We start from the raw sequence: 18833 nt of genomic DNA, 5'->3' as shown, positions 1-18833 counted from the left end.
CCTCTCTCTCCCCTGCCCCGCCATTCGCCACCCTCGGCTTTTTGTCTCTCGTTTCCTTTCCTCTTTCTCCCCTCCCGCCCCCCCCCCCCCCCCCCCCCCCGGAACCCTCACCGGCGGTGGGCGCCACCCCCCGCGCGCCGCCGCACCGACAGGAACAGCGCCGCCGAACCGAGCGCCAGCGCCGCGGCGCCGCCGATCGCGACGTACGAGGTGCCGGTGGAGGCGCCGGTCTCCGCGAGGTCGTCCGGAGCACCGGCCGCCTTCGGCGCGTCGGGCGCGGCGGTGGGCCGGTGCGCGGGCTCCTGAGCCGGCTGCCGGGCCGGCGTGCTCGTGCCGTCGCCGCCATGCCCGTGGTGGCGCATCGTCGACTTGTCGGCACCGGCCGCGATCTGCCGCTCGGTGGGCGCGGAGGCCGTGGGAGCGGGACCGCTGCCCGCCTCGCCCCTGCTGCCGGTGCCGGTGCCGCCGAAGTCCACGTCCGAGCAGGAGTAGAACGCCTCCGGACTGTCCGAGCGCTGCCAGATCGCATACAGCAGCTGCCGGCCGGACCGCTCGGGAAGGGTGCCGGAGAACGTGTAGAAGCCGCCCGTGGCGACCGGGTCGGTGACCGTCGCCACCGGGTGCTCCAGATCCAGCTCGGACCAGGCCAGCGGCTTCGCGGGGTCGTACCCCGGCTGGGTCAGATACACCGTGAAGGTCCCCTTGTGCGGGGCGGTCACCCGGTACTTGAAGGTATACGACCCGCTGTGCACACCCGTGGCCGGCCAGTCGGCGCGGGCCAGGTCGAGGCCCTTGAACTCCTCGCTGTTCGCGCTGCACAGCCTGCCGTCCGGAATCAGCCGCCGGTGCCGGCCGCCCGCGTCGCCGATCCGGATGCCGTTCCAGTCGTACAGCGCCTGCGTGCCACCGGCCGCCACCGCCGCCTTGCACGCGGCCGACTTCGGGCGCTCCGGCCCCTCCGCGTAGCACTGCGAGACACGGCTGACCGGGTCGCCCATCGAACCGTGCGCGGACGCGGGGGCGGCGGCGAGCACGGTCAGGGCGAGCGGCGGCAGACCGGCCACGGCCACGAAGGCGGCCGCGCGGCGGGCGCGGGCGGGCATACGGAACTCCTCGGACGACGGTCCCTCGGTGGGGCTGGATCCCGTGGGGGCGATCCGAAGCTAGCCCCGAGAAACCGTGAAATCGCCTGCTGGAGGCGGGTGGAGACGATCCTTATGGTGCCGTTAAGGCGGGACTAACCGGGGGCTGAGGAAGGGAAGGACGAACCCGGTGGCCCACCTGCGCCCGAGCAGCGCGACTGTCCGCGTCGGTTCGGGTTCGTTCGCCGTCGGACGCCTCGGCTGGCTCCCCGATTGGCTCCCGGCAAGTGCGTGCAGGTGTCCCCTCGCAGCACCGGAGGCCGTCGCCTTACAAGTTCGACCCGATCCTGCTCTGGCTGCGTCGTCGACTGGTGCGACGGTCGGACAGAGACGCTGGTGTATGCCCCCGTCCGGCGTCGTCGATGTCAGCCCTGGATGTCAGAGACCTTCTGACCCGTAGCTCCATGTGGATCAGTCGGTGACGGCCCGAGAGGGGCGAACAGTACGTTGCTGGCTCGTTGCGGTCCGTCGGGCCGGCGGCGCGGCTATGTCACCGGATGCTACCGCCGAGTTTTCAGTCGTGTCGTGGCAGTTGCACGCTATGTATGGTGCGGCGGCACGGTATGGGGTGCTCGTCGTCGCCGCGGGGGACAGGGGGACGTACGTGATCAAAGGTTGCGATTCGGTGTTCGTCAGCTATGCAGGGCCGGACCGGCAGTGGGCCGAGTGGGCTGCGTGGCACCTGGGAGAAGCCGGCTACGCGGTCGAGCTCGATGTGTGGCACTGGCGTGCCGGCGACGACTTCGTGAAGAGGATGAGCACGGCTTTGGCGAAGGCCACCGCGGTCGTAGCCCTGCTCTCGCCTACCTACTTTGCCGAGGGGCGGTACACCGAGGAGGAGTGGACTGCGGCCCTGGCTCGTCGGGAACGCTTCATTCCCGTGGTCATCCACCCCTTGGAGGCAGGCGAGTTACCGCCCATCCTGGCACCGCGGATCCGGAAAGAGCTGCACGGCCTCGATGAGGTCACGGCTGTCGCCGCGCTGGTGGAGGCAGTACGTGGCCCCACACCTGCGACGAGCGCACCGGCCTTCCCCGGTGCGGCGGCGTCGGCTGTGTCCGTGCCTCCGGCCGCTGGGCCTGAAGTGCGGCCCCGTTTTCCGTCCAGCACGGGTCTGCCTGCGATATGGAACGTGCGGCGACGCAATCCGCACTTCACCGGCCGTGAGAAGGTCATCGACAGCCTGCGCAGCAAGCTGCTCGCCGAGCACCACGCCGCCGTCCAGGCTGTGCACGGGATGGGCGGTATCGGCAAAACACAGGTGGCGCTGGAGTACGCACACCGCTTCGCGGGCCAGTACGACCTCGTGTGGTGGATCGACGCCGAGCAGGCTGAGCAGGTTCCTCAGCACTACGCCGAGCTGGCCACACGCCTGAATGTCGCCAAGCCCGACGCCGACCTCGAAGCCAACGCGCGCAACGCAGTTCAGCACCTGCACACGCTGGATCGCTGGTTGATCATCCTGGACAATGCCGAGGACCCGGACCGGCTGAAAGCCTGGCTGCCCGACGGGAGTGGGCACGTTCTGATCACCTCCCGCAACCCACGGTGGGACATTGAAGTTCCCGGATTGCGTCTGGACGTCTTCACCCGCCAGGACTCCGTGGCCTACCTGACCAGCCGCCTTCCCATCCTCACTCCCGAGCGGGCCGGTTCCCTGGCTCATGCCCTGGGAGACCTCGCCCTTGCCCTGGCCCAAGCCGCAGGTGTCCTAAGCGACGGCATGCCGCTGACCAGCTACCGGAAGCAACTCCAAACCCACACCGCCAAGCTGCTCGCTCAAGGTGACGATCCTGGACACGCCTCCTTGGAAGCGACCGTCACCATCGCCACCAAGAGCCTCAGCGACAGCCACCCGCAGGCCCTGTCACTGCTGCGCCTCCTGGCTTTCCTCGGCCCCGACCCCATCCCGACTGACTGGCTGGTCGCCGCGCGCAGCCGGCTGACCACCATCCCCGGTGAAACGAGCGACCCACTCTGGCCGCAGACCGCCATCAAGCCGCTCACCCGCTACGGCTTGGTTTATGCCAGCTATGAAACAGTCCAGGTCCACCGACTGACCCAGGCCATCTTGCGTGAGCAGACAGGTCCCCATGTCACCGCGATCCAGGGCGATCTCGCAGCGCTCTTGACCACTGCTGAGCCCGGCGAGCCCGAACTCCCCCAGACGTGGCCGCAATGGGCCGTGCTGACCTCCCATCTCATCACGGCCCGGCACACCCTGGGCGACCGCTCCGATCTGCGATCGACTCTGCTCAAGGCCGCCCAATACCTCGTTCTGAGCGCACAGCCGCAGGCAGCCCATGAGCTTGCTCAGGCGCTCCACCACGCGTGGGCCGCCTCCCTGGGCGAGGACCATCCGGAAACCCTGAGTGCTGCCCATATGCTGAGCGAGGCGTTTGACGGCCTTGCCTCGTACGCCGAGGGCCGCCGCATGGACGAGGACACGCTGGAGCGGCGTCGGCGCGTCCTGGGCGAGGACCACCGCGACACCCTGCGCTCAGCCCACAACCTCGCCGTCGCCCTGGCCAACCTGGGCCATGAGGCCGAGGCCCGCCGCATGCACGAGGACACGTTGGAGCGGCGCCGGCGGGTCCTGGGCCAGGACCACCGCGACACCCTGCACTCCGCCCACAACCTCGCCAACACCCTGCACAACCTGGGCCATGAGGCCGAGGCCCGCCGCATGCACGAGGACACGTTGGAGCGGCGCCGGCGGGTCCTGGGCGAGGACCACCCCGAGACCCTGCGCTCCGCCCACAGTCTCGCCGTCACCCTGTCCAACCTGGGCCGTCATTCCGAGGCCCGCCGCATGGACGAGGACACGTTGGAGCGGCGTCGGCAGGTCCTGGGCCAGGACCACCCCGACACCCTGCACTCCGCCCACAGCCTTGCCGTCACCCTGTCCAACCTGGGCCGTCATCCCGAGGCCCGCCGCATGGAAGAGGACACGTTGGAGCGGCGCCGGCGGGTCCTGGGCGAGGACCACCCCGACACCCTGCACTCCGCCCACAACCTCGCCGTCACCCTGCACAACCTGGGCCGTCATCCCGAGGCCCGGCGCGTGGAAGAGGACACGTTGGAGCGGCGTCGGCGGGTCCTGGGCGAGGACCACCCCGACACCCTGCGCTCAGCCCACAACCTCGCCGTCGTCCTGGCCAGCCTGGGCCATGAGGCCGAGGCCTGGCGCATGGACGAGGACACGCTGGAGCGGCGTCGGCGGGTCCTGGGCGAGGACCACCCCGACACCCTGCACTCCGCCCACAACCTCGCCGTCACCCTGCACAACCTGGGCCGTCATCCCGAGGCCCGGCGCGTGGAAGAGGACACGTTGGAGCGGCGTCGGCGGGTCCTGGGCGAGGACCACCCCGACACCCTGCGCTCAGCCCACAACCTCGCCGTCGTCCTGGCCAGCCTGGGCCATGAGGCCGAGGCCTGGCGCATGGACGAGGACACGCTGGAGCGGCGTCGGCGGGTCCTGGGCGAGGACCACCCCGACACCCTGCACTCCGCCCACAACCTCGCCGTCACCCTGCACAACCTGGGCCGTCATCCCGAGGCCCGCCGCATGCACGAGGACACGCTGGAGCGGCGCCGGCGGGTCCTGGGCCAGGACCACCCCGACACCCTTCTCTCCGCCCACAACCTCGCTTCATGCTGAGGCGTCCTCAGACCGCCTGGACTTCCAGAAGGACACTCGAAAGCGCCAGCCATCCCCTGCGGACAGCGCCCGTGTCTTTCTGGGCGATGGTGTCTCACGGCCGAATCAGCGCCAACAGAGGTCTTGAAAACCGTCGTGGCAGCGATGTCACTGTGGGGTCAAATCCCACACCCACCGGACGAAGAGCAGTGAGAACGGCCTCTGACCTGTGGTTCCGGTCGGGGGTCGTTCTCATGCTGGGACTCTGTGACTGCCCGGTGTTCCCCGTTGCCTACCGCTCTACCGGGCACGGCTGGGGCACGCCCACTGGGCCCCCGCGTCCGGCGCTTGTACCGTTCCGAAGTGGCCTGGATATCACTACTTGCAACACTTGCTGGTGGCGTGATTGCTCTGGGATCGGCACTTCTCGTGGAACACCGAAAGGCGCGGCGAGAGGCGGTGTCTGAGTGGCATAGGACACGGCGGGAGCTCTACTCAAGGTTTCTCGCGGCTCATGCCCAAGCTGGCAGCGATCTGCGGAACATTGCCGCCACGCCCTGTCTTGATGCAGGCGAGCGGTACCGGCTGACACGGTCGGCCTATACCCACTGCTACGCATCACGCCATGAGTTGGAACTTCTCGCGCCGCCCTCCGTCGTTCGACCGGCTGAGGAATGTAGTCGGGCAGTGCGAATGATGCGCGATGCCGTGAGCGCGGGGGCGCGTCTTGACAGCGATGAGCTCGAGGAACTGACACACAGGTACCTGGAACTGCGTCTGGAGACCAGAGGTGCCATGCGCTCGGACATCTTGGCAGACAACGGTTGACCTGGGTCGGGTTTCGCCTGCGCTACGACGTTCGGCTGCGCCGAAGCCTGAGCCCACCACTGTACGAACGACCCGGACGCCATGGGCCGCGTCTGCTCGGCTCTGCCGCCTGCCGCCGCTGCTCCTCGGCCTCCTTGCGCCGCTGGTCGGCCAGGTTCGCCAGGACCAGCGCGATCACCAGCAGCAACCGTCAAGGCGGACACGCCGGCGCGGCGCAGTCGTGCGGCTGGGCCGACGGCCCGGGGCGGGTTTCAACCGTCGGGCCACCAGGTGCGCGCGATGTCCTTGCGCACTTCCGGACGCCCCGTCGGGCGCTCCTCCGCGTCATCGCGGATCCGGCGGCTGTCCGTCCTCTTCAGGGGCTTGTGCACGGTTACACGGCGCATGGCTGCCTCCTTCAGCGTCTACCGAGTTTCGCGTTGTCACGGAGATAGACGCTTTTGGGGAGAGTTCCTCATCGGAGCCGGGTTGTCAGTGGCGGGTGTCACTCTTGGGGCATGACGAACGAGACTGGTCAGACGGTTGCGGCGAGTGGCCCGGAAGTGAACTGGGATGCCGAGGCGGCCGTCTTCGACGACGAGCCGGACCACGGTCTGCGCGACCCGGAGACCCGGGCCGCCTGGGCCGGCCGGCTCCGCTCCTGGCTGCCCGAGCGCCCCGCGGACGTCCTCGACCTCGGCTGCGGCACCGGCAGCCTGGCGCTCCTCGCCGCCGCGCAGGGACACCGGGTGACGGGCGTCGACTCGTCCCCCGCGATGGCCGAGCGGGCCCGCGCCAAGCTGGCCGGGCACGACGCGGTGGTCCTGCGCGGGGAGGCCGCCGAGCCGCCGGTGGGGGAGCAGCGCTTCGACGTCGTCCTCGTACGGCACGTGCTCTGGACGCTGCCGGACCCCGGCCGGGTGCTGCGGCACTGGCGTGACCTGCTGCGGCCCGGGGGACGCTTCGTGCTGGTCGAGGGTGTCTGGGGCAGTCTCCACGCCGTCGGGATACCTGCGGACCGGCTCACCGCGCTCCTGGCGCCCCTGACCTCTGACCTGTGCGTGGTGCGACTGTCCGACGACCCTCTGCTGTGGGGCAGGGCCGTGGACGACGAGAGGTACGCGGTGGTGGCGACGGTGTGAGACCCGACGGCGGCGGAGGACGTCAGGACAGCAGCTCGCCGAAACCGCCGGCGCGGGCCAGGGCCTCCAGTTCCCCGAGAGCGGCCACGGCGGCGGACGCGGCCCCGGGGTCCGTCTCGGCCAGCCCGCTCTCGGCGAACTCGTCCTCGTCCAGACGTCGTACGTCCGTGCCGTCGGCGGACCGCCACAGATCCAGGTCGAGGTCCTCCACGGCCAGTTCACCGCCGGTGCGCACCGCCGGCCGGGTGATGTCGCAGTACCACCCCTTCACCGTGCCGCCCGCGGCGCGTACCTCCTTCACCGAGTACCAGCGGTCGCGCCAGTAGTACTCGGTGAAGAGGTCGCCCGGCTCGAAGCGGACGAAGCCGAAGTCGCGGACCCCGGAGCCCGCCCAGGGCGCCCGTACGGCGATGCGGGTGCCGTCGTCCTGGAGCAGCTCGGCCGGATAGCGGATCTTCGTCCGGCCGGCCTTGACCAGGACGACCTCCAACCGGTTCGCCGGCTCAGCCGAGTTCACGGACATAGCGCACCTCCGTCGCGCAGATCTCGTAGCCGAGCCCCTTGTTGATCGCGAGCATCGGGCCGTTGCCGGTGTCGTTTCCGGTGAGGGCCAAAGTGAGTCCCGCGGCGCGAGCGCGGTGCAGGGAGGCGGTCTTGACGAGCTTGGCCAGCCCGCGCCCGCGGTGTGCGCGGGCGGTTCCGGTCATGGCCGAGGTGTACCGGGCACCACCGTCGGTGTACGCCATGCTGAAGGCGGCGGGGCGGCCGTCTACCAGCACCACCGTGGTCAGCTCCCGGTCGAGCAGCGGATGCCCCCAGGTCTCCGCGAGCCAGGCCTGGTAGTCGGTGAACTCGGCGTCCACGTCGCTGGGTTCGTCCGCCGCCGTCTCCGCGTCGAGCTGGAACAGCGGGCGTGGGTCGTCCGCGAAGTCGGCGGCCGTGCGCAGTTCGACGCCGGCCGGGGCGGCCGGCAGCGGCGGCAGCGCGGCCCGGGTCAGGTCCAGGCGCAGGAAGTGGGCGGAGCGGCCGGCACGGTAGCCGCGCCGTTCGGCGAAGGCACGGTTGGCCGGCTCGTCCAGGAGCCAGGCGAACAGCTTCGTCGCCCCGTGCGCGGCCAGGTGTTCCTCGGCCGTACGGACCAGCAGCCCGCCCGCGCCGCGCCGGGTCCGCTCCGGGTGCACATAGATGTTGAGCAGTCCCTGGCCCGGTTCCGGGCTCTCGTGCGCGAGGCTGACCTGGGCGGTGCCGATCACCTCGCCGTCCTCCTCCGCGACCAGGGACCTGAAGCGGGCCTCGGGCGGGGTGCGGGTGAGGTGGTGGAGGATGGCGTCCGGGGTCCACAGGATGTAGGGCAGGGCGAGGTGCCGTACCCGGGCGAAGGACTCGACGTCGGAGCGGTCATCGGGGCGCAGATCGCGCACGATCACTGTCATGGGCAGGCACCGTAGGCGGAGACGCGCCGGGGATGCCTCTCATTTTCCTGCGGGTACGGGAGAATCGCCGTGTGAGCCTGAAGATCCGCATCGATGACAGTGCGCCCCCGTACGAGCAGGTGCGGGCGCAGATCTCCGAGCAGGCCCGGTCCGGGGCGCTCCCCGTGGGGTACCGGCTGCCGACCGTGCGGGGGCTGGCCGAGTCCCTGGGCCTGGCGGTGAACACGGTGGCCAAGGCGTACCGGGCCCTGGAGGGCGACGGGGTGATCGAGACACGGGGCCGCAACGGAACGTTCGTGGCCGCCGCCGGCTCGGCCGCGGAGCGTGAGGCCTCCCTGGCCGCTCAGGCCTACGTGGAGCGGGTGCGGCGGCTGGGGCTGGCGGAGGGGGAGGCGCTGTCCGCCGTGCGGGACGCCCTGCGGGCGGCCTACGGGGAGTAGGGGGAGCTGGCGGAGCAGCCAGGGCCCGTCCGGCGGACCAGGCCGGCTCCGGGGCCACGGCGTCCTGTCGGGGCGGGCGTGCCATGCCCCGCGACTTTGGCGTGATCCGCCGGACGCGCCCTAGGGGAGATGCGCCGGCTCCGGGATCCTCGTCACCGTCAGCCCTGCCCGCCCCGCCGCCCTGCCGAACGTCACCGCGTCCCGGACCGCCGCACCCCCGGGGTCGTTGTTGAAGTACGCGTGCACGTCCTCCCCGTCCGGCCATGTCGTCGCGATGCGGTCCACCCAGGTCTCCAGGGAGCGGCGGCCGTAACGGGGCCAGGGCTGGGCCCGGCCCTGGTGGAAGCGGACGTAACCCCAGCCGGTCGTGCGCCACAACGGGGTGACCGGGCGGGCCAGGACGTCCGCCCAGCACAGGGCGGCGCCCCGCGCCGACAGGACCTCGCGGACCTCCGGCGTCCACCAGGAGTCGTGGCGGGGTTCCACCGCGACCCTCGTACCGGGCGGGAAGCAGGCCAGGCAGGCGTCCAGCAGGGACGGGTCGGCGCGCAGGGTCGGGGGGAGCTGGAGGAGGACCGGGCCGAGGCGGTCGCCGAGGCCCGCCGCGTGGCTCATCAGGCGGTGGACCGGCTCCTCGGGCTCCTTCAGGCGCTTGATGTGGGTGAGGTAGCGGCTGGCCTTGACCGCGACCACGAAGTCCGCCGGGACCCGTTCCCGCCACGCCTCGAAGTTCTCCCGGGACGGGAGCCGGTAGAACGCGTTGTTGATCTCCACCGTGGCGAACAGCCGCGTGTACTCCTCCAGCCACAGCCGCGCCGGGACCCCGGCCGGATAGACGAGGTCCCGCCAGTCCTTGTACTGCCACCCGGAGGTGCCGACGAACAAGGTCACAGCACCATCAAAGCACTACAGGTACAGCCCCGCGTCCGCGCCGTCCCGCGCCCCCGGCACCGAGGTCGGTGCCGTGCCCCGGCGCAGCGCGTACAGCTCGGCCAGCGTCGCCCCGTCGCGGCCGACGCCCTCCTCGGTGCCCAGCCAGTTCACCGCCTCCCGGCGGGTCAGCGGGCCCACCTCGATGCGGGCCAGGCACCGGCCGGGGCGGACCACGGCCGGGTGCAGGCGCTCCAGGTCCTCGTTGGTGGTCACGCCGACCAGGACGTTGCGGCCCTGGCCGAGCAGGCCGTCGGTGAGGTTCAGCAGCCGGGACAGGGCCTGCCCCGCCGTGTGCTTGGCCTCGCCGCGGATCAGCTCGTCGCAGTCCTCCAGGAGCAGCAGACGCCAGCGGCCCTTGCCGGCGCTGTCCTCCTCGCCGATCGCGATGTCCATCAGATAGCCGACGTCGGAGAAGAGCCGCTCCGGGTCCAGCACACAGTCCACCTGGCACCAGTCCCGCCAGGAGCGGGCCAGCGTGCGCAGGGCGGAGGTCTTGCCGGTGCCGGGCGGGCCGTGCAGCAGGAGCAGCCGGCCGGCGATGTCCTCGGGGGTCGTTTTCATCAGGCGGTCCATCGCTTCCGCCACCGGTGTCGTGTAGTTGGGCCGGACCTCGTCCCAGGTGCCCGCAGAGATCTGCCGGGTGGTGCGGTGCGGGCCGCGCCTGGGGGAGACGTACCAGAAGCCCATCGTCACGTTCTCGGGCTGTGGTTCCGGCTCGTCGGCGGCGCCGTCCGTGGCCTGGTCGAGGACCTGCTTGGCCAGTTCGGCGCTGGTCGCGGTCACCGTGACGTCCGCGCCGCGGTTCCAGCGGGACACCAGCAGGGTCCAGCCCTCGCCCTCGGCGAGGGTGGCGCTGCGGTCGTCGTCGCGGGCGACCCGCAGCACCCGGGCGCCGTCGGGCAGCAGGGTCGCGCCGGAGCGGACCCGGTCGATGTTCGCCGCGTGCGAGTACGGCTGCTCGCCCGTCGCGAAGCGGCCGAGGAACAGCGCGTCGACGACGTCGGACGGCGAGTCGGAGTCATCGACGTGGAGCCGGATCGGCAGAGCGTCGTGTGGGTTCGCAGACATGCGGCCATGATCCGGCACGGAGGTGCCGTGCGCACGGCATTTCGCAGCGGCGGAAGCGTTGTCTGTCGGCCGCGGGTCGTCCGCGGCTGGTCGCGCCCGCGCGGCGGAGCCCACGGCGCCACAGCCGTGCGCCCCTTTGCGGCGCAATACCTGCCGGACGCCCGGCCTCCGCCGTTACTGTTGTCCTTGATGGGACGTCATGGGTGGGATTCGGATACTCGGCGGTGGCGGCTCACCGCCCTGCTCGGTGTGGGCGCGGCCGTGCTGGCCCTGGCGGTGACCCTGTTCGGCACGCTGTCCGGCGGGCCCAGCACGGCCGGCACCACTCGCGACGGCGACAAGGTGCACGGCAGCCCGGCCAGGCCCAGCGCCGAGCCCGAGCCCTACGTCGGCTGGGGCTTCACCCACACCCAGTACAGCGCCGACGAAGGCGCCGGTGCGGCCACCCGGCGCGTCGAGCAGTTGCTGGGGCACAGCGGCGGGCTGGCGCAGAACCAGGCCATCATGGGCTGGGGCGCCGACAACCCCGAACCGGTCGAGGGACACTACGACTTCGGTGCGCTGGACCGCCGTATCGACTTCGTGCGCGCCTCCGCGGGCACCCCGGTGATCACCCTGTGCTGCTCCCCTGACTGGATGAAGGGCGGCAGGGCCGGGGCCGACAACACCGACTGGAGCCGGTCCGCCCTGGAGAGGGCCCCCACCCCCGGCCACTACCAGGACTTCGCCGACCTCGCCGCCACCGTCGCCCGCCGCTACCCGGACGTGAAGCACTTCATCGTGTGGAACGAGTTCAAGGGCTTCTGGAACGACGCCAGGTCCCGCTGGGACTACGAGGGATACACCAGGATGTACAACCTGGTGTACGAGGCGCTGAAGAAGGTCGACAAGGACATCATGGTCGGCGGGCCGTATCTGGTGATGGACAGCGTCGATCCGCGTGACCAGAACGCCTCCACCGCGCTGAAGGGGCCCTGGGGAGCCATGGACCAGCGGGTGCTCGACGCCTTCTCGTACTGGAACGCGCACAAGGCGGGCGCCGACTTCACCGTGGTCGACGGCTCCAGCTACACCCGTGACGACGAGCTGCTGCCCGACGAGTTCGCGGCCACCGGCAAGCTCACGGCGGTCAGCGAGTGGGTACGGCGGCAGACCCACGATCTGCCGCTGTGGTGGGCCGAGTACTACGTCGAGCCCGGCGACGGCAACGACGACCGCAAGGGCTGGTCCGAACCGCACCGCGTCGCCGTCCAGGCCACCGGGATGATCGCCATGGCCGAGGGCGGCGCCGACTCCGGCTTCTACTGGAACCCGGAGGACAGGACGGGCACCGGCTGCGCCGGCTGTCTGTGGACCCCCACCGACAGCGCCGCCGGGGGCGGGGCCCTGCCCATGTACGACCTGGTGTCCCGGTTCGCCAGGGCGTTCGTGCCGGGCACGCGGTACCGGAACGTGTCCGTCGCGGCGGACGACGTGCCCAACGTCCGGGTCCTGGCGAGCGACAGGACCGTCCTCGTGGTCAACACGCTCAACCGGCCGATCAGCGCGCAGGTGGACGGCAAGCGGTTCGACATGGGGGCCTACGAGGTGAAGTGGCTCGACCGCTGACCGGCCGAGCCACCCTCACTTCATGGTCAGAAAGCGCTGCACCAGCGAGGCCAGCACCACCGTCAGCAGCGGCAGCGAGAACCAGAACGTGCCCTGCAGCCACCGCAGTTGACGCACACCCGGCCCGACCGCGACCCGTACGACCTCCCGCGCGGCCAGCAGCAGGAGCAGGACGACGGCGGACAGCGCGCCGACCACCGACCACGGGGTCCAGGTCACCTGCGGCCCGATCGGGCCCGGGTGCGGCTTCGGCACCGCGCCCGCCGGCTGCCTGCGCAGCGCGAACACGGTCACGTCGTCGTTGACCAGGACCTTCGTCAGCTCCTGCCGGTCGTCCAGGTTCTCGATCAGCCGGGGCTCCCAGGCCGCGGAGTAGCCCGCGTCCAGCTGCAGATAGGTCACCTGACTCCGGTTGATCATCAGATACGAGTGCGGGCCGGCGTCCTTGAGCGCCTTGACCAGGCCCGACACCAGCACCGGGTCGGTCGGTGCGAGCGTCGGCACATAGTCCACCCGCTCCATGTCCCGCGCGCCCCACGGCATCGCCGGAGTCACGTCGTTGACCGTGTCCTGGGTCAGCCACAGCAGCCGCACCGTCGGCCTGTCGTGGGCGTACACCCAGTTCATGGCAGTGACCTCGCCGGGCCGGACGCGTTCGAACGGCTCGTTGCCCCAGCGGGCCACCAGGAAGCCGCCCATCAGCAGCATCCCGGCCAGCAGCGCGGCCAGCGGGGCGAGGCTCACCCGGTCCTTCTCGCGTTCCTTCGCCGTGACGCCGGTGCGCGGGAAGAGGGCGAGGGCGCCCAGCAGGGCCGCGCCCGGCACCGCGAACATGAAGACCCGCAGCGCCATCTCACCGCCGTACGACTGCATGCCGAAGCCCAGGAACGGCACGAAGGTCAGCACCAGCAGCGTCCGCTCGCGGTACCGGTGGAAGCGGCGGCGCCACCAGCCCCAGCAGGCGAACGCCAGCACCGAGCCGGCCAGCAGCACGCGGGTGTACAGCACCAGCTTGTGGGTCGAGCTGCCGCCCTGGATCCGGCCGGAGACGGAGGTCGAGACATTGCTGCCGACCCCGCCGACCCCGCCGAACAGGTCGTTGAAGTGCCCGGACCAGTACGGCTCGGCCATGAAGCCCACCCACACCGCGACCAGCACCGCGAACAGCAGGGGCAGGCCGCGCAGTTCGGACCGGCCGAGCAGAACGAGGGCCGCGAGCACCCCGAGCATGACGAAAGGGGTGAGCTGGTGGGCCGGCACACTCGCCGCGTAGAGGCCGATCAGCACCAGGAGCAGGACCGCGCGCCGGGGCCGGTCGGCCGGTTCCACCTCCGCCTCGCCCGGGCGGAACCTCGACCAGATGACGCGCGGCGGGCGGAACCAGACCAGCAGGATCGCCACGAACATCAGGTACAGCAGAAAGGTGAAGCCCTGCGGTGAGAAGTAGTCCTGGCCGACCCAGCCGCACAGCACGAACAGCCAGACGCCGGTCCACTTCGCCCGCCAGCTCGCCCGCAGCGACCGGGTCAGCAGGAACATCGGTGCCAGGTAGGCGAGTTGGATGGCGGTCGGCCACCAGCGGATCACCTCGGTGAAGTCGGTGACCCCGCAGGCCCGGCCGACGAACGCGGCCACCGCGAAGAAGCCCGGCCAGCTCCAGCGGGCGTCCAGGTCCGGTACGGCGGACCCGGTGCGGTCGATGTAGTCGATGAACCCGAGGTGCTGCCAGGCCGTCGGGAAGCGTGGCTCGGCCTCGATCACCGCCGGCAGCGCGTGCAGCGACACCACCGTCGCCACCAGCGTGACCAGCAGCAGCGCCCGGTGCTCCCGGCGCAGCCAGAGCAGCGCGGCGAAGACGCAGACCAGCAGGGCCGCACCGACCAGGGTCGGCGGCGGCAGCACCGAGACCAGCCCGAGGCCGCCCATGCGGTCCAGGTCGGCCTCGCCGAGCCGCAGCGCGGGCACCCAGTACAGCAGCAGCGCGGCGATCAGCAGACAGCCGAGGACGACACCGGCGCGGGTGGGCAGCAGCCGCTGCCGCAGCGACACGGGCGCCGGCGGCTCGTCGGGCAGGGGTTCCTCGGTCACGGCCTCGTCCGGTACGGCGGTGTCGGGGGCGGCGGTCCGGGCCGGCTTGCCGAAGGACGCCTTCTGTTCCTCCTCGGTGAACGGCGCGTCCACCTCCGCCGCCTCGGCCTCGCGCAGCAGTTCGGCCTCGGCCGGGCCCAGCGAGACCTCGCTGCCGGGCTCCCTCTCCTCCACCGGAAGCCCGACCCGCCGCCCGACCGGAAGCGCAGGCGGTGGCACGGGCGTACCGGCGGGCGGGGTGCCGGGTCCCGGGCGGACGTCCGGCCGGCGTTCCACATGGTCGAAGTCGACATGGATGCCGAGGGCGAGGGTGTCGGAGTCCAGCGCCCAGGCCGGGCTGTGCCGGCGCGCGGGCGAGGAGGCCCGGGACGAGGAGGCCGGGGGCGTGCCCAGGTCGGCGAGGTCGCCGTCCGGGGCCGTCGCGTCCGGCACGGCGTCGGCCGCGGTCCGGATCGTCTTCCAGAGCTTCGGCGCGGCGATCGCGGCGATCACCGCGAGGCTGGCGGCTTCGGCGAGGCCCGCGCCGGTCAGCCCCATCCTGGGCAGGAGCAGCAGGGTCAGGCCCAGCGTCAGCAGGCACAACAGGCCCTGGAGCCAGGCGAGTCCGGCGGTGCGGCTGCGGGCACGCAGGACCGCGAAGTACGTCTCGATCACGACCCGCAGTACCGAGCCGACCGCGAGCCAGCGCAGCAGCGGGGTCGCCGCCTGCGCGTAGCCCTCACCGAACACGCCGAGGATCCAGGGCGCGCCGATGATCCACAGGCCCGCGATCGGCAGCATGATCCGCGCCATCCGCTTCAGCGCGGCGCGGGTGTTGGCGGCCAGCCGTGCCGGGTCGTGCGAGCCCTCGACCGTGAGGGACGCGCCCATGTTGATGGCGAGCAGGTCGGTCGTACCGCCGATGGTGGTGGCGATGTAGAAGTAGGCGTTCTCCGCCGAGCTGACCTGCGAGGCGACGAGCACCGGCACGAGGTAGATCACGGCGAGCGAGAACAGCGAGCCGGTGTAGTCCCCGGCCAGGAACCTGCCGACCTGCTTCAGCGTCGGCGGCTCGATGCGGTTCTCGGTCGCCTTGACGTGCCGGGGCACCAGCCGGCGGAACACCAGCCAGCCCAGCGGCACCACCGAGGTGGCGATCGCGGCCACCCAGGAGACGAAGACACCGGTCGTCGGGACGGCGGCGGCGAAGGCGACGAGCAGCGCCAGCTTCACGGCCGAGAACACGGTGTTGCCCACCGGTACCCAGGTCGCGCTGCGCAGCCCGGTCAGCACGCCGTCCTGCAGGGTGAGCACGTTCCAGGCGGCGACGGCCACGAGGAAGCCCAGGCCCTTGACCGAACCGTGCAGGAACCCGTACGACGGCCCCCAGCTGTCCAGGGTGAGCAGGAACACCCCGGCGGCCACCGCCACCAGCAGGGAACTGCCCGCGTAGGTGAGGGAGATGAGCCGACCGGTGTGCCTGCCGGCCACGGGGATGAACCGGGCCAGGGCACCGGTCAGGGTCACCGCGGTCAGTCCGGCGAGGAACTTCATCGCGGCGATGGCGGCCGAGCCCTGCCCGACCGCGTCCTCGGAGTAGTAGCGGGCCGCGGCCAGCCAGAAGCCGAGTCCCAGCACGGCGGAGATGCCGGTGTTGAGCATCAGCGCGTAGGCGTTGCGGAACAGCGGGCTGCCGCCAGAGGACCGGCCCGTACCGGGCAGCCGCAGGCGGCGCCCGGACTTCGCGGGCGCCTCGGCACCGGTCGGCGCGGCCTCGGTCGTGGTGGTCGTGTCAGACACGGGAACGGATGGCCTTCCGGCGGAGCTGACGGGCTCTGCGGACGAGGGCGTACCCCTTGGTGAGGACGCGGTCCTGGGCGAAGGTGCGGACGACGGCACGGCCGTGGAGCAGCCGCTCGAACTCCTCCACGCCGGTGCCGCGCCGGACCGTGACCCGCTGCAGCGCGTACGGCCCCTGGCGGCGGCGTGCGAGGGCGTTGCCGACGGCGAGCGCCTGCGCGTACCCGCCGGCGCGCACGGCCTGGCGGACCCGGCGGCTGGAGTAGCCGTACGGGTAGGCGAACGACACCGGCCGGGTGCCGAGTTCGTCGGTGACGATCTCCGTGCAGCGGGTCAGCTCCCCGCGCAGCTCGGTGTCCCCGAGCTGGTCGAGCTGCGGGTGGGTGTGGCTGTGACCGCCGATCTCGACGCCTGCGGCGGCCAGTTCGCGCACCTGCGGCCAGTCGAGCATGGTGTCCAGGCCGCCCCCGGTGTCGTGGGCGCCCCTGATCCAGCCGGTGGAGACGAACAGCGTGGCCGGGAAGCCGTGCTTCTCGAGGACGGGCAGTGCGTGCCGGTGCACGCCCTCGTAGCCGTCGTCGAAGGTGATCAGCACCGGCCGCGCGGGCAGCGGGCGGCCGGTCCGCCAGCGGGCCGCGAGGCCGGCGGTGGTGACCGGGGTCAGGCCCAGGTCGCCGATGAGCGCCATCTGTTCGGCGAACGCCTCGGGCGCGACCGACAGGGCGCGGGTGGCGTCGTTGGGCGCGGTGGCGACCGCGTGGTACATGAGGATGGGTACGGGCGTGTCACTCATCGGTGCCCCCTTGTGGACCGGTGCGCGCCCCGGGGGCCTCGTGGACCGGGGCCGACGAGAACGCCGTACCGTTGCGGCGCGCCCGCAGGCTGCCCACCGCGTAGCCGCCGGCGGCGCTCAGCGCCCCCACGACGATCGCGCCCGCGCGTCCCGCGCCGCCCGGCCGGGCCAGCAGCGCGTCGCGCAGGCCTCGGGCGACCCCCGCGGGCAGTACCCGGGTGGTGTACCGGCGTTCGGACTCCAGGCCCTTGCCGGCGCCGACACTCCTCGCGACGAGCGCCTTGGACAGGCCCTCGGCGTAGGTGCGGGTGCGGAAGTAGGCGAAGTGCTCGCGGGGTGCGGGCACCCGGTGGTGGATCACCGCCCGGTCGTCGATGAGCAGCACGGCGTCGGGGCGGGCCCGGGTGAGACGGATGCACAGCTCCGTCTCCTCGCAGCCCAGCGGGCGCCGGTCGCCGTCCCGGCCGATACCGGTGGCGAAGCCGCCTGCCGCCTCGAACGCCGTACGCCGGAAGGAAGCGTTTCCTCCGAGGACGTTGCGGACCCGGACCCGGCCCGGCGGCAGCCCCTGGTAGGTGCAGCCGACCACCCAGTCGAACTCCCGGGGGAACCAGGCCGGCCGCCGGCCCGACGCCCAGACCGGCTCCGTACGGCCGCCGACCGCCATGACGCGGGGGTCGGCGTACCCCTCGGCGAAGCGGCGCAGCCAGTCCCGTTCGGCCACGGCGTCGTCGTCCAGGAAGGCGATGACGTCGCCGTGGGAGGCGGCGATGCCGGTGTTGCGGCCGGCGGACAGGCCGCGCGGACCCGCGTTGGGCAGGACCCGGACGCCGTCGGTCTCCTTGTACTCGCGGGCCAGCCGGTCCCTGAGGGCCGGGTTGTGGTCCACGACGAGGAGGGTCTCCAGCGCCGGGTACGACTGCGCGCGCACCGAGGAGACCGCTGCGAGGATGTCCTCCCAGCGGTCCTCGGTGTACACGCAGATCACGACGGAGATGCCGGGATCTCTCAAGACACCTCTCCCCGGACCGTGTCGAGCATCGGCGACTGGCGTTCCTGGCGGCGCAGCTCACGCCGGTTGGAGCGCTCCCGGAGGATGACCTTCAGCACCCGGATCCCGTCGCGCACGGCACGCAGGTTGCTGGTGCCGTGGATGCGGAGGTACTCGTGGCTGGGTATCTCCTGGACCTTCAGGCCTGCCTTGACCACTCTGATGTTCATCAGCGTCTCGACCTCGAAGCCGGTGCAGTCGAGGTCGATCTTGTCGAGGCAGTGCCGCCAGAAGGCGTTGTAGCCGTAGCACAGGTCGGTGTAGCGCGCGCCGAACTTGCGGTTGACGACGGTGCACAACGCCCAGTTGCCGAGCTTGCGGATGAAGGTCATGTCGTCCGTGCCACCGCCGTTGGCGAACCGCGAGCCCTTGGCGAAGTCGGCGCCGGAGACCAGCGCGGAGACGTAACTGACGATCTCGCCGCCGTCGGCCGATCCGTCCGCGTCGACCATCACGATGATGTCGCCGCTGCACGCCTCGAACCCGGTGGTCAGGGCATCCCCCTTGCCCCTGCCACGCTGTTCGACGACCTTGACGTCCGGCCACAGGGAACGGGCCACGTCGACCGTGTCGTCGGTGGAATTGCCGTCCACCAGTACGACTTCGTGTATCCAGTCCGGAAGGGTCTTGAAGACGTAGGGGAGATTCTCCGCCTCGTTCATGGCGGGGATCACCACGCTCACCGGCGGGGTTATCGCCAGGTGAGAGGAGATGGGCCGGTAATGGGCCGCTACAAAGGGATCTTTGCCCGCACTCGGCGGGCGCAGCACGGAACTCACGAGTCTTTTCCCTCTCGTCCGGTGGACCGCCCGCCCCTGGGCGGTCCGGCTCTGTGTCCGGTTCGAAAGGGGGGTTCTCATCTTCGGTACGGTGAACTGGTCTCCGTGCACGCCGATGAGCTGGCAAAGC

14 protein-coding genes are annotated in these 18833 nt (G+C 71.4%); 4 read left to right on the top strand and 10 right to left on the bottom strand.

The window, feature by feature from the left end; all coding sequences use genetic code 11:
* Nucleotides 1–107: 107 nt before the first annotated feature.
* Complete coding sequence (locus ACZ7HQ_RS29185) at nucleotides 108–1103, bottom strand: lytic polysaccharide monooxygenase auxiliary activity family 9 protein (RefSeq protein WP_470995997.1); 996 nt, start codon at nucleotides 1101–1103, stop codon at nucleotides 108–110.
* A 643-nt stretch (nucleotides 1104–1746) separates the two neighbouring features.
* On the opposite strand from ACZ7HQ_RS29185, the gene fxsT reads away from it, so the two are divergent.
* Complete coding sequence (gene fxsT / locus ACZ7HQ_RS29180) at nucleotides 1747–4803, top strand: FxSxx-COOH system tetratricopeptide repeat protein (RefSeq protein WP_470995994.1); 3057 nt, start codon at nucleotides 1747–1749, stop codon at nucleotides 4801–4803.
* A gap of 1058 nt (nucleotides 4804–5861) precedes the next feature.
* Here the strand turns inward: fxsT and ACZ7HQ_RS29175 are convergent.
* Entirely contained in the window at nucleotides 5862–5996 is a 135-nt protein-coding gene (locus ACZ7HQ_RS29175; protein ID WP_470995991.1) for a hypothetical protein, read from the bottom strand.
* Nucleotides 5997–6107: 111 nt separating this feature from the next.
* Here ACZ7HQ_RS29175 and ACZ7HQ_RS29170 point away from each other — a divergent pair, with 111 nt between their 5' ends.
* Entirely contained in the window at nucleotides 6108–6731 is a 624-nt protein-coding gene (locus ACZ7HQ_RS29170; protein WP_470995988.1) for a class I SAM-dependent methyltransferase, read from the top strand.
* Between the two features lie 22 nt (nucleotides 6732–6753).
* Here the strand turns inward: ACZ7HQ_RS29170 and ACZ7HQ_RS29165 are convergent, their stop codons facing one another.
* Nucleotides 6754–7254, bottom strand: a complete 501-nt coding sequence (locus ACZ7HQ_RS29165) for a ribonuclease FAU-1 family protein (protein ID WP_470995985.1) — start codon at nucleotides 7252–7254, stop codon at nucleotides 6754–6756.
* Nucleotides 7235–8164: a GNAT family N-acetyltransferase gene (locus ACZ7HQ_RS29160; protein ID WP_470995982.1), complete on the bottom strand. Its 930-nt coding sequence runs from the start codon at nucleotides 8162–8164 to the stop codon at nucleotides 7235–7237. The genes ACZ7HQ_RS29165 and ACZ7HQ_RS29160 overlap by 20 nt, the downstream gene beginning before the upstream one ends.
* Before the next feature lie 71 nt (nucleotides 8165–8235).
* Here ACZ7HQ_RS29160 and ACZ7HQ_RS29155 point away from each other — a divergent pair, with 71 nt between their 5' ends.
* Entirely contained in the window at nucleotides 8236–8604 is a 369-nt protein-coding gene (locus tag ACZ7HQ_RS29155; RefSeq protein ID WP_470995980.1) for a GntR family transcriptional regulator, read from the top strand.
* A gap of 120 nt (nucleotides 8605–8724) precedes the next feature.
* Here ACZ7HQ_RS29155 and ACZ7HQ_RS29150 read toward each other — a convergent pair whose 3' ends face one another.
* Nucleotides 8725–9495 carry a DUF72 domain-containing protein gene (locus ACZ7HQ_RS29150; RefSeq protein WP_470995977.1) on the bottom strand — a complete coding sequence of 257 codons (771 nt, stop codon included), beginning with the start codon at nucleotides 9493–9495 and terminating at the stop codon, nucleotides 8725–8727.
* Between the two features lie 15 nt (nucleotides 9496–9510).
* Nucleotides 9511–10605, bottom strand: coding sequence for a DUF5925 domain-containing protein (locus ACZ7HQ_RS29145; RefSeq protein WP_470995974.1), 1095 nt, complete (start codon nucleotides 10603–10605; stop codon nucleotides 9511–9513).
* 189 nt (nucleotides 10606–10794) lie between these two features.
* Here ACZ7HQ_RS29145 and ACZ7HQ_RS29140 point away from each other — a divergent pair, with 189 nt between their 5' ends.
* Entirely contained in the window at nucleotides 10795–12213 is a 1419-nt protein-coding gene (locus tag ACZ7HQ_RS29140) for a GH39 family glycosyl hydrolase (protein WP_470995971.1), read from the top strand.
* Between the two features lie 15 nt (nucleotides 12214–12228).
* Here the strand turns inward: ACZ7HQ_RS29140 and ACZ7HQ_RS29135 are convergent, their stop codons facing one another.
* From ACZ7HQ_RS29135 to ACZ7HQ_RS29120, 4 genes are read right to left on the bottom strand one after another with little or no spacing between them, the layout of a single operon-like run.
* Nucleotides 12229–16080, bottom strand: coding sequence for a lipopolysaccharide biosynthesis protein (locus ACZ7HQ_RS29135; RefSeq protein WP_470995968.1), 3852 nt, complete (start codon nucleotides 16078–16080; stop codon nucleotides 12229–12231).
* Nucleotides 16073–16873 (bottom strand): polysaccharide deacetylase family protein, encoded by an 801-nt coding sequence (locus tag ACZ7HQ_RS29130; protein WP_470995965.1) that lies wholly within the window; start codon nucleotides 16871–16873, stop codon nucleotides 16073–16075. The genes ACZ7HQ_RS29135 and ACZ7HQ_RS29130 overlap by 8 nt, the downstream gene beginning before the upstream one ends.
* Nucleotides 16866–17885, bottom strand: a complete 1020-nt coding sequence (locus ACZ7HQ_RS29125) for a glycosyltransferase family 2 protein (RefSeq protein ID WP_470995962.1) — start codon at nucleotides 17883–17885, stop codon at nucleotides 16866–16868. The genes ACZ7HQ_RS29130 and ACZ7HQ_RS29125 overlap by 8 nt, the downstream gene beginning before the upstream one ends.
* A complete protein-coding gene (locus ACZ7HQ_RS29120) occupies nucleotides 17882–18703 on the bottom strand; it encodes a glycosyltransferase family 2 protein (protein ID WP_470995959.1) in 822 nt (273 codons plus the stop codon). The genes ACZ7HQ_RS29125 and ACZ7HQ_RS29120 overlap by 4 nt, the downstream gene beginning before the upstream one ends.
* Between the last annotated feature and the right edge of the window lie 130 nt (nucleotides 18704–18833).

This window comes from Streptomyces sp. NPDC037290 (genome assembly GCF_055603245.1).
This window is presented reverse-complemented; position numbering and strand designations above follow the sequence as displayed.

Excerpts from the sequence above, each read along its gene's own strand:
- ACZ7HQ_RS29165 (WP_470995985.1), bottom strand. The coding sequence starts at position 7,254 with ATGTCCGTGAACTCGGCTGAGCCGGCGAACCGGTTGGAGGTCGTCCTG.
- ACZ7HQ_RS29140 (WP_470995971.1), top strand. The coding sequence starts at position 10,795 with ATGGGACGTCATGGGTGGGATTCGGATACTCGGCGGTGGCGGCTCACC.
- ACZ7HQ_RS29145 (WP_470995974.1), bottom strand. The coding sequence starts at position 10,605 with ATGTCTGCGAACCCACACGACGCTCTGCCGATCCGGCTCCACGTCGAT.
- ACZ7HQ_RS29160 (WP_470995982.1), bottom strand. The coding sequence starts at position 8,164 with ATGACAGTGATCGTGCGCGATCTGCGCCCCGATGACCGCTCCGACGTC.
- ACZ7HQ_RS29175 (WP_470995991.1), bottom strand. The coding sequence starts at position 5,996 with ATGCGCCGTGTAACCGTGCACAAGCCCCTGAAGAGGACGGACAGCCGC.
- ACZ7HQ_RS29170 (WP_470995988.1), top strand. The coding sequence starts at position 6,108 with ATGACGAACGAGACTGGTCAGACGGTTGCGGCGAGTGGCCCGGAAGTG.
- ACZ7HQ_RS29185 (WP_470995997.1), bottom strand. The coding sequence starts at position 1,103 with ATGCCCGCCCGCGCCCGCCGCGCGGCCGCCTTCGTGGCCGTGGCCGGT.
- ACZ7HQ_RS29130 (WP_470995965.1), bottom strand. The coding sequence starts at position 16,873 with ATGAGTGACACGCCCGTACCCATCCTCATGTACCACGCGGTCGCCACC.